The 14,645-nt window shown below is 68.1% G+C and carries 18 protein-coding genes and 2 tRNA genes; 16 read left to right on the top strand and 4 right to left on the bottom strand.

Translation table 11 applies throughout. The features are described from left to right. Positions 1-53: 53 nt before the first annotated feature. On the bottom strand, positions 54-710 hold the full coding sequence (locus tag AC07OA_RS12890) for a glutathione S-transferase family protein (protein ID WP_494664203.1): 657 nt from the start codon (positions 708-710) through the stop codon (positions 54-56). An 884-nt stretch (positions 711-1,594) separates the two neighbouring features. On the opposite strand from AC07OA_RS12890, the gene hisD reads away from it, so the two are divergent. The 13 genes from hisD (at position 1,595) to AC07OA_RS12825 (ending at position 9,679) form a co-directional block, all read left to right on the top strand. Then, on the top strand, positions 1,595-2,881 hold the full coding sequence (gene hisD, locus AC07OA_RS12885) for a histidinol dehydrogenase (RefSeq protein ID WP_494664202.1): 1,287 nt from the start codon (positions 1,595-1,597) through the stop codon (positions 2,879-2,881). An 18-nt stretch (positions 2,882-2,899) separates the two neighbouring features. Continuing rightward, entirely contained in the window at positions 2,900-3,376 is a 477-nt protein-coding gene (locus AC07OA_RS12880) for a UPF0262 family protein (RefSeq protein WP_494664201.1), read from the top strand. Positions 3,377-3,381: 5 nt separating this feature from the next. Continuing rightward, complete coding sequence (locus tag AC07OA_RS12875; RefSeq protein ID WP_494664200.1) at positions 3,382-3,837, top strand: arsenate-mycothiol transferase ArsC; 456 nt, start codon at positions 3,382-3,384, stop codon at positions 3,835-3,837. 97 nt (positions 3,838-3,934) lie between these two features. Next, positions 3,935-4,153 carry a translation initiation factor IF-1 gene (infA, locus tag AC07OA_RS12870; RefSeq protein WP_008261544.1) on the top strand — a complete coding sequence of 73 codons (219 nt, stop codon included), beginning with the start codon at positions 3,935-3,937 and terminating at the stop codon, positions 4,151-4,153. 9 nt (positions 4,154-4,162) lie between these two features. After that, positions 4,163-4,753, top strand: coding sequence for a Maf family protein (locus AC07OA_RS12865; protein ID WP_494664199.1), 591 nt, complete (start codon positions 4,163-4,165; stop codon positions 4,751-4,753). After that, entirely contained in the window at positions 4,750-5,790 is a 1,041-nt protein-coding gene (locus AC07OA_RS12860; protein WP_494664198.1) for a ribonuclease E/G, read from the top strand. The genes AC07OA_RS12865 and AC07OA_RS12860 overlap by 4 nt, the downstream gene beginning before the upstream one ends. Continuing rightward, positions 5,787-5,957 (top strand): DNA gyrase inhibitor YacG, encoded by a 171-nt coding sequence (locus AC07OA_RS12855; RefSeq protein ID WP_494664197.1) that lies wholly within the window; start codon positions 5,787-5,789, stop codon positions 5,955-5,957. The genes AC07OA_RS12860 and AC07OA_RS12855 overlap by 4 nt, the downstream gene beginning before the upstream one ends. 111 nt (positions 5,958-6,068) lie before the next feature. Further along, positions 6,069-6,144, top strand: a tRNA-Phe gene (locus AC07OA_RS12850). A gap of 180 nt (positions 6,145-6,324) precedes the next feature. Then, complete coding sequence (locus AC07OA_RS12845; RefSeq protein ID WP_494664196.1) at positions 6,325-6,528, top strand: hypothetical protein; 204 nt, start codon at positions 6,325-6,327, stop codon at positions 6,526-6,528. An 862-nt stretch (positions 6,529-7,390) separates the two neighbouring features. Further along, entirely contained in the window at positions 7,391-8,287 is an 897-nt protein-coding gene (locus tag AC07OA_RS12840) for a MotA/TolQ/ExbB proton channel family protein (protein WP_494664195.1), read from the top strand. A gap of 5 nt (positions 8,288-8,292) precedes the next feature. After that, complete coding sequence (locus AC07OA_RS12835; RefSeq protein ID WP_494664194.1) at positions 8,293-8,727, top strand: biopolymer transporter ExbD; 435 nt, start codon at positions 8,293-8,295, stop codon at positions 8,725-8,727. A gap of 9 nt (positions 8,728-8,736) precedes the next feature. Beyond that, on the top strand, positions 8,737-9,474 hold the full coding sequence (locus tag AC07OA_RS12830) for an energy transducer TonB (RefSeq protein WP_494664193.1): 738 nt from the start codon (positions 8,737-8,739) through the stop codon (positions 9,472-9,474). 128 nt (positions 9,475-9,602) lie between these two features. Continuing rightward, positions 9,603-9,679 (top strand) — tRNA-His (locus tag AC07OA_RS12825). A 71-nt stretch (positions 9,680-9,750) separates the two neighbouring features. Here AC07OA_RS12825 and AC07OA_RS12820 read toward each other — a convergent pair. The 3 genes from AC07OA_RS12820 to AC07OA_RS12810 form a co-directional block, all read right to left on the bottom strand. Beyond that, positions 9,751-9,894, bottom strand: a complete 144-nt coding sequence (locus AC07OA_RS12820; RefSeq protein ID WP_494664192.1) for a hypothetical protein — start codon at positions 9,892-9,894, stop codon at positions 9,751-9,753. Positions 9,895-10,035: 141 nt separating this feature from the next. Next, positions 10,036-10,188 carry a hypothetical protein gene (locus AC07OA_RS12815; protein WP_494664191.1) on the bottom strand — a complete coding sequence of 51 codons (153 nt, stop codon included), beginning with the start codon at positions 10,186-10,188 and terminating at the stop codon, positions 10,036-10,038. A gap of 75 nt (positions 10,189-10,263) precedes the next feature. Continuing rightward, complete coding sequence (locus AC07OA_RS12810) at positions 10,264-10,686, bottom strand: helix-turn-helix domain-containing protein (protein WP_494664190.1); 423 nt, start codon at positions 10,684-10,686, stop codon at positions 10,264-10,266. 178 nt (positions 10,687-10,864) lie between these two features. Between AC07OA_RS12810 and AC07OA_RS12805 the strand changes: the two genes are divergently transcribed. From AC07OA_RS12805 to AC07OA_RS12795, 3 genes are all read left to right on the top strand, one after another. Then, positions 10,865-11,854, top strand: coding sequence for an NAD(P)/FAD-dependent oxidoreductase (locus tag AC07OA_RS12805; protein ID WP_494664189.1), 990 nt, complete (start codon positions 10,865-10,867; stop codon positions 11,852-11,854). A 27-nt stretch (positions 11,855-11,881) separates the two neighbouring features. Next, positions 11,882-13,045 carry an acyl-CoA dehydrogenase family protein gene (locus AC07OA_RS12800; protein ID WP_494664188.1) on the top strand — a complete coding sequence of 388 codons (1,164 nt, stop codon included), beginning with the start codon at positions 11,882-11,884 and terminating at the stop codon, positions 13,043-13,045. 864 nt (positions 13,046-13,909) lie between these two features. Then, positions 13,910-14,617, top strand: a complete 708-nt coding sequence (locus tag AC07OA_RS12795; RefSeq protein WP_494664187.1) for a TMEM175 family protein — start codon at positions 13,910-13,912, stop codon at positions 14,615-14,617. Positions 14,618-14,645 lie beyond the last annotated feature (28 nt).

The following is a 14,645-nucleotide window of genomic DNA, read 5'->3' as shown; positions in this document are numbered from 1 at the left end:
AGCGGTGAAACCTCTCACCCTCCCACCGCTGCGCGGTGGGCCCCTCCCTCTCTCTATGAGAGAGGGTTTTCAGCCTTCGTGAACACCGCCAGTTGGTCGGCGAAGGCGCGCTGGTAGGCGGGGCGGGCCTCGGCTCGGGCGATATAGGCCGCCAGGGTCGGATAGGCGCCCAGCAGCCCCGAGGCGCCCAGCCGGCGCAGCACCGTCACCATTATCAGGTCGCCGGCGCTAAAGGCGCCGTCCAGCCAGTCGGCGTCACCCAAGCGAGCGGAAAGCTGGTCCAGCCGGCCTCGGACACGGTCCTCCAGCATGGCCTGTCGCTCTTCGAACCAGGGCTTGTCGCGCTCCAGTACGCCCGCCAGGCTGAACTCGAAGATCGGCGGCTCGACCGTGTCCACCGCCGCGAATATCCAGGAGATCGCCCGGGCCTGTGCCGCGGCCTCGTCGGGCAGCAGGCCCGGATGGTTCTGGGCGATATGCAGGACGATGGCGCCGGACTCGAACAGCACCAGGTCGCCGTCCTCGTAGGTCGGGATCTGGCCGAACGGGTGCAGCGCCAGGTGCGGGGGCTCTTTCATGGCGGCGAACGAGACCAGCCGCACATCGTAGGGTCGGCCGACCTCCTCGAGCGCCCAGCGCACCCGCATGTCGCGGGCCAGGCCCCGGCCCCGGTCGGGGGATCGTTCGAAGGCGGTGATGGTCGGGCTCATCGGGCGGCTCCGGGCGGTGGGTCGTATCTGGATGACGAACGAGGGGCGGGTTTGTCGACAACCTCGCGCGTTTTTATCGTGGGTGGAGGCGCGGCCAGGGCCGGGGACATGCGCTTGTGCGTGTCCCCAACCGCCTCGCCGTGTTTGGTTTCTTGAGGCGTTCGGGATGCTGATGGGGACACGCACAAGTGCATGTCCCCGGCTTGGTGGGGGGGCAATCCACTGAAATCACTACGCTAAATCTTTATTCCCAGCAGGGTGTCGGACCGGCCGTATCCTGATGTCACCTGAAAGCATGGGAAGGGCGTCCGGCCGGCGACCGAACGGCTTTCAGGGGTGGTCGAGCGGGAAGCGTCCGTTGGCCGGTTGCGTGGGGCCTTTCGGGCCGGTCGGCGTGTCGGAGCCTTGGATTGGGTTCGCGGCGGGCCGGCCGGACGAGGGGAGCACCCCCACGGGGCCGAAAGACGATGCGCGACAGGCAGGGGCTGAAATCGCCTCTGCGGTCCGGGATGCAGCCAGTATCCCGCCCGTCGGGGGCCTCCATCGGAGCGGGTTAAAAATCCGCGATCCGAAGGCTTCTGGAAAACGGTCCACGCGAAGCGCACGGACTTCGTCGAAACGGTACACATAACTGCAAATCATCCGGGCGAGGCCCGGGCGCTTCGCACCCTTCCCATTTCTCACAGCCGCTGGCGTGGGATCGCACTCCCTTGCCCCCACCTAACCGCTTCGCGGTCTGTCCGCCCCCGGAGGGGGCGGAGGACGCCGCGCTATCGCACCTCTTCCCCCTATGGGGGAAGACGACCGCGAAGCGGTCCGTAGGGGGCAAGCAGTCGCCGCACCAAACCTCTTGTGTCTTGTCCAAAAACCCGCATCTAGGCCGCATGCGCCGCTTCAACGTTTCCGACCCGTCTTTCCCCGCCGCCTTCAAGGCCTTCCTCGACGAGCGCCGGGGCGCGCCGGAGGACGTGGACGCGGCCGCGCGCAACGTGCTGGACGCCGTCAGGACCGACGGCCTGGCCGCCGTGCTCAGCTTCACCAGCCGCTTCGACCGGGTGGACCTGACCGAGGACACCATCCGCGTCACCGCCGAGGAGATCGCGGCCGGCGCCGCCGAATGCTCGGCCGAGGTCCGCGAGGCCATCGCCTTCGCCGCCGCCCGCATCCGCGCCTTCCACGCTCGCCAGAAGCCGCAGGACCAGAGCTGGATCGACGAGGCCGGCGTCTCGCTGGGCTGGCGCTGGACGCCGTTGGAAGCCGTGGGCGTCTATGTGCCCGGCGGCCGGGCGGCCTATCCTTCGACCGTGCTGATGAACGCCGTGCCCGCCCAGGTGGCCGGGGTCGACCGCATCGCCATGGTCACCCCGCCCGGCAAGCTGCAGCCGGCGGTGCTGGCCGCCGCCAAGGAGGCCGGGGTCACCGAGATCTGGCGCATCGGCGGGGCCCAGGCCGTGGCCGCCCTGGCCTACGGCGCCGGGCCGATCCAGCCGGTCGACAAGATCGTCGGCCCCGGCAACGCCTATGTCACCGCCGCCAAGCGCCGTCTCTACGGCGTGGTCGGCATCGACGCCCTGGCCGGTCCGTCCGAGATCGTCGTGGTGGCCGACAGGAACAACGATCCCGACTGGATCGCCGCCGACCTGCTGAGCCAGGCCGAGCATGACCCGGCCGCCCAGTCGATCCTGATCACCGACGACGAGGCCTTCGCCCAGGCCGTCTCCGACGCGGTCGACGCCCGGCTGAAGACCCTGGCCACCGGCGAGGACGCGGCCCTGTCGTGGCGCGACCACGGGGCGATCATCCTCTGCCCCCTGGACGAGAGCCCGCGCCTCGTGGACCTGCTAGCGCCCGAGCACGTCGAGTTCGCTCTCGACGAGCCCGAGCGCCTGGCCGATCGCGTGCGCCACGCCGGGGCGATCTTCCTGGGCCGCCTAACCCCGGAAGCCATCGGCGACTACGTGGCCGGCTCCAACCACGTGCTGCCCACCAGCCGCGCGGCGCGCTTCCAGTCGGGCCTGTCGATCTACGACTTCCTCAAGCGCACCTCGATCGTGAAGTGCGACGCGGCCTCGTTCGCGATCCTGGGGCCGCACACCGTCGCCCTGGCCGAGGCCGAGGGCCTGCCGGCCCACGCGCTCTCCGCATCCATTCGATTGCCAACCAAGCCTTAAGGGGCAAATCTCCCGACGATGTCCGATCCGAAGTCCTCCCAGTTCCTCAAGTCCATCCTCATCGACGAGGATAGTCTGGCCGCCGCCTCGCGGGACCAGGAGCAGGAGCGGCAGGTGGCGATCTTCGACCTGCTGGACGGCAACTATTTCGAGCCGGTCGAGGCGTCGGGCGGACCCTATGAGCTGAAGCTGTCGCTGATCGAGAACCGCCTGGCCTTCGATATCGCCGGGCCGAACTATGAGCGCCGGCACCTTTTGTCCTTGTCGCCCTTCCGGGGGGTGATCAAGGACTACTTCATGATCTGCGACAGCTACTATTCGGCGATCCGCAACTCCTCGCCCCAGCAGATCGAGGCCTTGGACATGGGCCGGCGGGGGCTGCACAACGACGGCTCCAACCTCCTGCGCGAGCGGTTGGAGGGCAAGGTGAAGACCGACCTCGACACCGCCCGCCGGCTGTTCACCCTGATCTGCGCGCTGCACTGGCGGGGGTAGGGGCCTTGTCGGTGCTTCCGGACGCGGTGCTGTTCGCCTGCAACTACAACCGGGTGCGCTCGCCGATGGCCGAGGCGCTGTTTAAGCACTTCTACGGCACCCGGGCCTTCGTCGATTCGTGCGGGCTGAAGCCGGACCCCTCCGACGACGGCGTCGACCCGTTCGTGGCCGTGGTGATGGACGAGCTGGGCCTGGACGTCACCACACACAAGCCCAAGAGCTTCGCCCAGCTGGAGGACGACAGCTTCGACGTGGTCATCTCCCTGACCCCCGAGGCCCAGCACCGGGCCGTCGAGCTGGCCCGCGACCGCGCCACCGACATCGAATATTGGCCGACCCACGACCCCACCCTTGCGGACGGCTCGCGCGACGCCATGTTGGCGGCCTACCGCGAGGTGCGTGACGCCTTGGCCACGGCGATTCGACAACGTTTCGGCGCGCCATCGACGTTCGGGGGGTGAATGCGCTATAAGCCCCGCCTCGCAGCCGCGCTGGCCCTCCCGACTCAATCGTCGCGGGGGCTTTACCGGCATGGCGTAACCCGTTTTGAGAGGCCTGATGGCTAAGGAAGAACTGCTCGAGTTTCCCGGTACGGTCAGCGAACTGCTGCCGAACGCGACCTTTCGCGTGACGCTGGAAAACGATCACGAGATCATCGCCCACACCGCCGGCAAGATGCGCAAGAACCGCATCCGCGTGCTGGCCGGCGACAAGGTGCTCGTGGAAATGACGCCCTACGACCTGACCAAGGGCCGCATCACCTACCGCTTCAAGTAGGGCTGGCGAATGGTCGTCCAGCGCGCGCCGCTGGTCCTGGCCAGCGCGAGCCCCCGGCGCCTGGACCTGCTGGCGCAGGTCGGCGTCGTCCCGGATCGGGTCGATCCAGCCGATATCGATGAAACGCCGCTGCGGGACGAAACCCCGCGGCGTCATGCTCTGCGTCTGGCGGTCGAGAAGGCGAGGGCGGTCGCGCCCCGCTCGCCCGGCTGCCTGGTCCTGGCCGCCGATACGGTGGTGGCCGTGGGCCGACGCATCCTGCCCAAGGCCGAGACGCAAGAGCAGGCCGCCCGCTGCCTCAAGCTGCTGTCGGGCCGCAACCACAAGGTCCTGACCGGCGTGGCCCTGATCGCGCCGGACGGCCGCGAGGCTTCGCGTCTGGTCGAGACCCGCGTGCAGTTCAAGCATCTGTCCGACGCCGAGCAGGCCGACTACCTGGCCGGCGGCGAATGGAGCGGCAAGGCCGGCGGCTACGGCGTGCAGGGCATGGCGGGCGGCTTCATCGTCGACCTGCATGGCTCCTACACCTCGGTGGTGGGCCTGCCGCTCTACGAGACGATGAACCTGCTGACGGGCCTGGGCTGGAAGAAACCAGAATGAGCGAGCGCCGCGCCTACCTCTATACCGGCATCGGCGAGACCGTCGGGGTCGTCACCCTGGACGGTCGCCCCGAGCGTCTGGTCGCTCGCTGGGACGGGGACGATCCGCTGGACGCCGAGGGCGTTCGCGGTGTGGCCCGGGTCAAGAAGATCGAGCGCGCCTTCAACTCCGCCTTCGTCGCTTTGCCGGGTGGGGCGGACCTCCTGCTGGCGCTCAAGCCCGACATGCCCAAGCTGGTCGAGGGCCAGGTGGTCGAGATCGAGATTCGCCAACCCTCGCGGTGCGGCAAGTCGGGCGTGGCCCGCTATGTCGGCCCCGCCGAGGGCGAGCCCCGCGTGCTGGCCCATGCCCCGACCCTGGAGGAGCTGCTGCGCCTCTGGGTGAAGTCCGGTTCGCCGACTCAGGGTCTGGGCGCCCTGGAGATGGTCGAGGCCGCCGAGGCCGAGGCCCTGGCCACGGTCTTCGCCCTGCCGGGCGGCGGCGACGTCAGCATCGAGGCGACCCGGGCCCTCGTGGCCGTGGATGTCGATCTCGGCGCCCGCGAGGGTGATTCCAAGAAGGCCGCCCGCGCCGCCAACATGGCCGCCTTCACGACGGCCGCCCGGGTCCTGCGCCTGAAGGGGCTGGCCGGGCTGGTGGTGTTCGACCTGGTCGGGCGCGGCCACGATGGCCCGGCCCTGACCACGGCCGCCCGCAACGCCTTCGCCATCGACAATCCCGGCGTGGGAATCGGGGCGATCAGCAAGTTCGGGGCGCTGGAGATGGTCGTGCCGCGCCGGGCCAAGCCAATTCTCGACCGTCTGCTGGACGAGTCGGGCGCTCTGTCGGCTCGCGCCGGCGCTCTGCGGCTGGTCCGGGCCTTCGAGCGCGAGGGCAGGGCCGATCCCGGGGGGCGTCTGGCCGGCCGCTGCTCGCCCGCCGTGGCCGAGGCCTTCGCGGCCCTCGACCAGGCCCTGGCCGACAAGATCGGCCGCCGATTCACCCTGGCCGTCGTCGCCGACTGGCCCAACGACCGCCTGGAGGTCGCGTCCTCATGAGCGCCTGCCCGATCTGCAAGAAACCGACGGAGCCGGCCTTCAAGCCCTTCTGCTCCAAGCGCTGCGCCGACATCGACCTGAACCGCTGGCTCTCGGATCGCTACGTGGTGCCCGGCGCCGACGATGACGAGGAAAATCCGCCGTCCACAGACTTCGGGCGCGAATAGTTCGAGATCGTTTCAAGAGGGGCTGGACTTCGTTTTTAGCCTCCCCTATAGACGCGGCTCCCCGCCGTCGGGCGGGCGCCGGAGCGGTTTCCACCGCTCTTTAGGCCCAGGGCCTGGGTAGCTCAGTTGGTAGAGCAGCGGATTGAAAATCCGCGTGTCGGTGGTTCGAATCCGCCCCCAGGCACCACTTCCTCACATCGAAAACGGCTTACTTCGAACCCCGGTCGCGGTCGCGGCGCGGTCATTCTCTGGCTCGTCCGCATCATCCTCGCGGTAAAACGATCCGGCTCCACCAAGTGGGGAGTTTGGCGTTGACTCTCGCGCCGCCGGACGAAAGCTTGGCCTTCGAAGCCGGGGGGCCGATCCAATGATGTTCGGGGGCGAGAACGATTTCGACCGGCATGACGCCAAGCGTCCGCCGAATCCGCGTGCGGAGGTCAGGACGATCGCCCTGTGGCTCGCCTATCTGATCGCCGGTGGAATCCTGACCGCCGGCCTGCTGGCCCACGAGCGCGACGGGCGGCCGCTCATCGCCCAGACGGCGCCCTCCCAGGCGGTCGTGGGCGACTAGGGTCTTAGAGGTCAGGCGCCTTCCGGCGCCGCAGCTTTGATCAGTGGCGTCCCTCTCAGGGCAGCCGTGAAATTTTAGCGTCGGAGCCCTGTCGGAAGCCGGCCGCCGGAGCGTCGGAGGTCGGCTGTCCGAAGAAGGGGGCGAGGCGACAGGCCGCTTCGACGGATACGACGGTGCATCCGACTCCGGCGCCGGGCCGGGCATCTCGCCGACCGAGAGCGCGGGCGGTCCGGCGCGGGAACTCGGTCCCGTTGACCGACAGGATCAATTCTTGCCTCAAAACCCCGGATTGAAGGGGGCTGGGACAAGAAAAGCGCTCTTGAAACCGGTCCAGCGAGCTAGCGTGGATCGCACAGGCCAGATCTTCAGGGCGTTCATTTCGCGGTTAGATTGCGCTTTGCCAGGATGCTCGTCGGGGTCCTGTGTTCGAGACCGGTGTTTTGTCGACATGTTGCGCCGCAACATTCATATTCCCTTTGATAGGGAAAAACCGCCTTCAAATCCTGATTTATCATTTGTGCGGTGCGGCAAGGGCGCGGGGGGCATCGAGGCGGCGGTGAATTTATGCCCTCCGTCACCCCTTGACGGTACGAAAAGGGGTTGCCAAAGGACCCCTGCCGCAATTCTAACATTGCGGTAAGATCGCCACCTCGAAAGAGGAGGCGGTCACACGCGCTTCGAAACGATCCTTCTTGCCGGGCATGAGCCTGACTTGGGGGGCGTAACGGGTCGAGCGCTGCGAAGCGGGTTTGTGGGACGTCCGAGCGATCGGTGGACCGCAGGCTATTCAATTAGGGTGGAGACGCTCTCGCGCGACGACCCTCGGTCCAAACGTGCTAGACCAATCAGGAACTGGCGACAGATGCTCGACATTAAACGGAAAACCCCCCTCATCGCTCTCGTCGGCGCCGTTGCGCTGATGGCGAGCGCCCCGGCCTTCGCCCAGGACGCTGCTGCTCCTGCGCCGGCCACCACCGAAGCCGCCGCTCCGGCCGCCACGCCGGCTCCCGCCGCCGCTCCGGCCGAAGAGCCGCTCGACGCCGGCGTCGCCGCGACCGAGAAGATGAAGTCCCACTCCCTGACCCCGATCGGCATGTTCATGTCGGCTCAGATGGTGGTTAAGGTCGTGATGATCGGCCTGATCCTGGCCTCGGTCTTCTCGTGGGTCCTGCTGATCACCAAGCTGTTCGAGTTCGGTGCCCTGAACAAGCAGTCGGACAAGTTCCTGGAAGCCTTCCGCGGCGCTCGCTCGATCGCCGACATCGCCCGCATCGGCTCGTCGGAAGAATTCGAAGGCAACCCGATGGCCGACATGGCCGCCGCGGCCGCCCAAGAAGTCGAACTGTCGCGCCAAGCCGGCCTGGCCGTCGGCGGCGAACACCGCGACTCGACCCTGTCGCGCGCCACCTACGCCATCAACGCGGTGCAAGCCTCGCTGGTTAAGCGCCTGTCGGGCGGCATGGTGTTCCTGGCCTCGGTCGGCTCGGCCGGTCCGTTCATCGGTCTGTTCGGTACGGTTTACGGGATCATGACCTCGTTCATCGGCATCGCCAACACCAACACGACCAACCTGGCCGTCGTCGCCCCCGGCATCGCCGAGGCGCTGCTCGCCACCGGTATCGGTCTGTTCGCCGCTATCCCGGCCGTTATCTTCTACAACTTCTTCCAGACCCGCATCTCCGGCTACGGCACGCGCTCGGAGGGCTTCGTCGCTGAACTGATGAACGCCATTTCGCGCCAGCTCGACAAAGGGGCGTAAGACCGATGGCCGCCAAACTCTCAGGCGGTGGGGGCGACAGGTTTAACGTCGAGCAGAACAGTGAGATCAACGTCACGCCCTTCGTGGACGTCATGCTGGTCCTCCTGATCATCTTCATGGTGGCGGCTCCGCTCGCCTCCGTGTCGGTCGAAGTCAACCTGCCGCCGGCGGTCGCTAAACCGTCGACGAGCCCGCCAAAGCCGATCTACATTTCGATCAAGGCTTCTGGAAAGGTCTTCATTGGCGACGACCCTACTACGGTCGACGAGATGGGTGCGGACCTTACGAAGAATATCGGTCGTCGCGATCCCACCAAGGAGCGCATCTATATCCGCGCCGACGAAAAGACGCGCTACGGGGCCTTCATGGAGGTGATGAACACCCTCCAGGACAACGGCTTCTACAGCGTGGCGCTCATCGGCAAGGATCAGAACAGCTAGGGGTGATGCATGGCTGAACAACAAGCGCCTGAGCATCGCCACTACGACCCGCTCACCTCGGAAGGCCCGCGAAAGAAGAAGGGCCTCGGCGCCTTCGGTATCGCGACGCTCGTTGTCGTCGGCGTACACGCTGCTTTGTTCGCGTATCTGGCGAAGCAGAAGTTCGAAGCGGTGATGAAGGAGTATCACGACGACGCCGTGGACGTGGAGCTGCCTCCGCCGCCCCCGCCGCCGCCGCCGCCTCCTCCGCCCCCGCCGCCGCCGCCGACCAACGCTCCGCCTCCGCCTCCGGCGGTGGTGCAGCCGAGGCCGCCGATCGCTCCGCCGCCGGACGTGACTCCGCCGCCGCCGCTGCCGATCCCGCCTGTGAAGGAACGGGTCGAGCAAACGGCGCCGCCGGTGATCTCGAACGTGCCGCCGGTTCCGACGAACCCGCCGGTCCGCGCGTCGGTCGTGACGCGTCCCGACTGGCTGCGTAAGCCGACCGGCGAAGACCTCGCCCGCTACTTCCCGGATCGGGCGCAGCGGATGGAAGTCAACGGTCGGGCGACGATCCAGTGCACCGTCACCGCCAAGGGTTCTCTCGAGAACTGCTCGGTGGTTTCGGAGAACCCGGCCGACTACGGCTTCGGGGACGCTGCTCTGAAGATGTCGCGGCTGTTCCGCATGAAGCCGAAGACGCTTGACGGCGCTCCGGTGGAAGGCGGTCAGGTCACCGTGCCGCTGGTCTTCAACGTTCCCCGCTAGGGAACGCGAGACCCGCCAGGAAACGAGCGCCCCGAAGCTTCACGGCTTCGGGGCGTTTTCGTGTGAATGCCCCGTTTCGGCGCTTGATCCGGCGGGCGCGTCCGACTAAAGACACTGCCTCGCGATACGCCGCCTTAGCTCAGTTGGTTAGAGCGCTAGATTGTGGATCTAGAGGTCCTCGGTTCGAGCCCGAGAGGTGGTACCATCGTCGAAGACCGAAAAGCCCGGGGCTCTCGCTCCGGGCTTTTTCGTTGCGCGAAAGGTGGGACCCCGAGGCTAGGCGTGGGGTCCGGAGAAGGCGGCCCAGAGGCGCCAGGCGACCAGGGCGATGGCGATCCAGCCCACGGTCAGGCCGGCCATCGGATGGGCCTGCCACCAATATCGAACACGGCCCGTGGCCGCCCTCGAAGACGCTGTCACCTCTACGCTCCCGGACTGACGGGCGGCCGTGGCCGCCTCTGCTCCCTGGCGTGGATTCTGCGCTCGAACGCTGTTTCGCGAAAGGTCCCCAAGGTGCGGCACGGCGCCGCTGGCCCGCCCGGCCGGAGCCTCCTGGGTCGATCAGTCGAAATGATAGTCGGCGACGGGGCTGTCGCGCAGGAAGGCCTCGATCCGCTTGCGCCTCTGGGCGGCGCGATGACGCTCGCGCAGGGCCTCGCCGGCCGAGGGCGTGACCACGACGCAGATCAGGAAGAGGGCCAGCAGGGGCAGCATGAAGGTCCGAAGGCGGTGGCCAAGGCCGGGACCTGACGGAACGCGCGGACGGACGCCCGGGCTCCAGGCGGGACCTTAGGTCGCCGCGGCGCCCGGTTCCTCGTCGACCATGGCCTTGACCAGATCGACCACCCGCCGGCGCAGGCGGCGGTCGTCCAGGCGCGGGAACAGGCCCGCCAGCTCCAGCCCCTCCGGCGTGGCCACGAACTGGGTCATGCGCTGGGCGAAGCCGTCGTCGACGCCGCTCTGAGCGGTCTCGTCCAGGCCCTCGAAGAAGTAGGACACCGGCGACTGCAGCAGGCGCGCGGCCTCGTACAGCTTGGAAGCGCTGATGCGATTGGCGCCTCGTTCGTACTTCTGGATCTGCTGGAAGGTGATGCCCAGGGCGTCGGCGAGCTGGGTCTGGCTGAGGCCCAGAACCTTGCGGCGGATCCGAAGGCGGGCCCCGACATAGAGATCGACCGGGTGAGCCACGTCGGCGGGCAGTTTTTCGGTCATCCGCTTCATGTTCCTCCCGCGAGCGCGCCCGCATGGCGGGGCAGGGCGTGCGGTTCAGCTTGGTTAAGACAGGATAAACCCATGCGGTCGCCTTAGTCACGCCTCTGACACATCCGCCCCGTCGGCAAATTGTCCAGGCGGGCTTGACGTTTGGCGCGAGCGAGGGTGTGTGCGCCCCATGGAGACGAAGCTGCGCGCGCGGGTGGCGGTGGCCGGCGCCGGCGCGATCGGATCGGCCGTGGCGCTGGGTTTGGCGCGCGCCGGCCTGGACGTCACGGTGTTCGATCCCCGGCCCCTGGGCGACAACGCCTCGGGCGTGGCGGCGGGCATGCTGGCCCCGGTGGCCGAGACCCTGTTCGACCCCGTTTCGGCCTCGCACCTGGCCTTGCTGCGCCGGGCCCGCGACCTGTGGCCGGCCTTCGCCGAGGGCCTCGACCTGCCCATCCTGCGCGAAGGCCTGAGGATCGAGGGCGAGGCCGCGTGGCGAGAGGCGATCGCAGCGCGGCTGGAGGCCCTGGGCGTTCCCTTCGAACGCCAGGGCGAGGCCCTGTTCAGCGCCGAGGACTGGCGAATCGAAGCGCGACCGGCCCTGGCCGCCCTGCGCGCCGCCGCGAAGGCCTTGGGAGGCCGCCTGGAGCCCCGCGCCTTCACGCTGGAAGATCTGCCTGCCTTTTCCGCCGTCGTCCTGGCCACGGGCGCGGCCGATGCGACGGCCTTCGCCCCGGAACTGATCGCCCTGGACCCGGTCAAGGGCCAGATCCTGCGGGCCGACCGGGGACCGGCCGCCGGTCCGGTCATTCGCGGGCAGGGGGTCTATATCTGCCCAGGGGCCAGCCCCGCCATCGGCGCGACCATGGAGACAGGCCGCGACGACCTGGAGATCGATCCTTCGGCGACCGAGGGCCTGCGGGCGGCGGCGATCCGCCTGCGGCCGGCGCTGGCGGACGCGGTGCTGACCACCGAGGTCGGCGTGCGGGCCACCACGGCCGACGGCCTGCCGCTGGTCGGCTGGAGCACGACGCCCGGCGTGATGCTGGCGACGGGCGCGCGGCGCAACGGCTGGCTGCAGGCCCCGCTTGTGGCCGGTCTGGTCGCGTCGTATCTGAAGGGTGATAACCCAGGCCCGGACGCCGCTTCGCTGGACGCGAGACGCTTCTCGAGGACCTGAGCCGTAACGACAGCAGGGCAGGGGCGGATGAGCGGATTGGGTCTGACCGAGGAACAGGAAGCCATCCGCGACGGGATCGCCAAGCTGTGCGCCGGCTTCGACGATGAATATTGGCGGCGCACCGACGAGACCGGGATCTTCCCCGAAGCCTTCGTGGCCGCCATCGCCGAAGGCGGCTGGCTGGGCGTGGCCATGCCCGAGAGCGTCGGCGGGGCGGGCCTGGGCCTGACCGAGGCGGCGATCATGATGCAGACCGTGGCCCAGTCGGGCGCGGGCTTCTCGGGCGCCAGCGCCATCCACCTCAACATCTTCGGCCCCATGCCGATCGTGAAGTTCGGCACGGACGAGCAGCGCCAGAAGCACCTGCCGCGCCTGATCTCGGGCCAGGACAAGATGTGCTTCGCCGTGACCGAGCCCAATTCGGGCCTGGACACCTCCAGTCTCGAGACCCGGGCCGACAAGGTCGAGGGTGGCTACCGCTTGAACGGCCGCAAGATCTGGACGACCGGCGCCCAGCGCGCCAACAAGATCCTGATCATCGCCCGCACCACCCCCAAGGACCAGTGCGCCAAGCCGACCCAGGGGCTGAGCCTGTTCTACACCGACAGCGCCCAGATCGAGGCCAAGCCGATCCCCAAGATGGGGCGCAAGGCCGTCGAGTGTAACATGCTCTTCATCGAGGACCTGTTCGTGCCGGACGAGGACCTGGTGGGCGAGGCGGGCAAGGGCTTTTCCTACCTGCTGCACGGCCTCAATCCCGAGCGGGTGCTGTTCGCGGCCGAGGCCATCGGCCTGGGGCGGGCGGCCCTGGCCAAGGCGGCGACCTACGCTAAGGAGCGGATCGTGTTCGGCCGGCCCATCGGCCAGAACCAGGGCGTGGCCCATCCGCTGGCCAAGTCGTGGGCCGAGCTGGAAGCGGCCAACCTGCTGGCCTTCAAGGCCGCGGCCCTCTACGACGCCGGCCAGGACTGCGGGGCCGAGGCCAACGCCGCCAAGTACCTGGGCGCCGAGGCCGGCTTCCACGCCTGCGAGGCCTCGGTGCTGGCCCACGGCGGCATGGGCTACGCCAAGGAATACGACGTCGAGCGCTATTTCCGCGAGGCGATGATCGCCCGCATCGCGCCGATCAGCCGCGAGATGATCCTGAACTTCATCGCCGAGCGGGTGCTGGGCCTGCCGAAGAGCTATTGAGGGGCCTTTCACGGAACTTTGTGGGCGCTCACTTGCCCCCACCTGACCGCTTCGCGGTCTGTCCGCCCCCGTAGGGGGCGGAGCCGAAAGCGCGTGGCTCTTCCCCCTACGGGGGAAGACAGACCGCGAAGCGGTCCGTAGGGGGCAAGTGGGTGCGCTCCCACGCCAGCGGCTGTGAGGTGATGGAAAGGGACGCGGAGCGCCGGACGACGTCCGGAGTTTGAAAAAGAATACCGTTTCGACGAAGCCCAGAGCGCTCCGCGCGACCGTTATCCGCAAGCCCTAAACGCTAGGCCCTGTTGGAGCCACGCCTCGGCGCCTGCGACGGGCGGGTCAGGCCAACGCGCCTGATCCCGGACCGCGAGCGTCGTCCGCTCGCCTGCTGCTCAATCGACCCTTCACGTCACGTCGTTTATTTTCGAGGCCCGACCGGCACCAGAGACGCAAGGTTGTCCTCCGAAGAAGACCGTCGACAGAGCTTCCCGCTCGATCACCCCCCGCCGCCGCATCGGTCGCTGGCCATGCGCCCTTTCCCGCGTCGAGGTGAGTACAGGATACGGCCGGTCTGGAGAGTGGGGATAAGTTCGGTCGAGAAAATTCAAGCAATTGAAATCGCTGGAGTTCCTTCACTATCCGCTCGGGATGGAGCGTCTGTTCTCCTCACCCGCAAGGCGGGGGAGGTGGCGCGATGCGGATACGCATCGTGACGGAGGGGGCGTCGTGTGGCGGCCGGACGCCCCCTCCGTCTCGTCGCTGCGCGCCGATCCACCTCCCCCGTTTCACGGGTGAGGAGAAGGTCCCAACAGGCTCGACAAGCTCCGCCTACCTCCGCATGCTCCCCGTCCAGTCACCGTGGGGGCGCAGATGACGGACAAGGGCGATAGGGACAGGGGCGATCCGGACTTCGAGACAGGCAAGCGGCTGGACGCCTTCGTCGATGCGGCGTTCGCCTTCGCCGTCACCCTGCTGATCATCGCCAGCGCCGAGCAGACGGCCACGCTTCAGGACCTCTGGCGGGCGCTGGGGCGCATCCCGGCCTCGCTGGGCGCCTTCACCCTGGTGGTGATGTTCTGGATGGCCTATCGCGAGTTCGGCCGCCACGTGCCGCGCCGCGACACGCTGTCGACCCTGAACGCCCTGGCCATCGTGTTCACGGTGCTGATCTACGTCTTCCCGCTGCGGATGCTGATCGAGTCCGGCTTCGTCTGGATCTCGGGCGGGCGGCTGTCGGGCGCGGAGGTGATCCGCACCTTGAGCGACCTGCGCGACCTCTTCCGCATCTACGGCGTGGGGTTCACCGTCTTGGCGGGGCTGTTCGCGACCCTGTTCCTGCAGGCCCTGCGCCGGCCGCAGGTTCTGGGCGTCGCGTCGGACGACCTGGCGTCGATCCGGTCCAGCTTCGAGATCTGGCTGATCGTCGCGGCCGCCGGCCTGGCCTCGGTCCTGCTGACCTTCGCCCCGATGGCCCGGGCGCCGTGGCTGCCAGGCATGGCCTATTGGCTGATCCCCATCGCCATCGGCCTGCGGGGCGTGTTTCAGGGGCGTGGCGCCGCCAGGAAGAGCGCTGCTTAGGCCTCGTTCGAAAAGACCGTCCCCCGCC

The organism is Caulobacter sp. GW821-FHT09B08 (genome assembly GCF_059418225.1).
The sequence above is the reverse complement of the archived record's forward strand: the minus strand, read 5'-3'. Positions and strand labels throughout refer to the sequence as shown.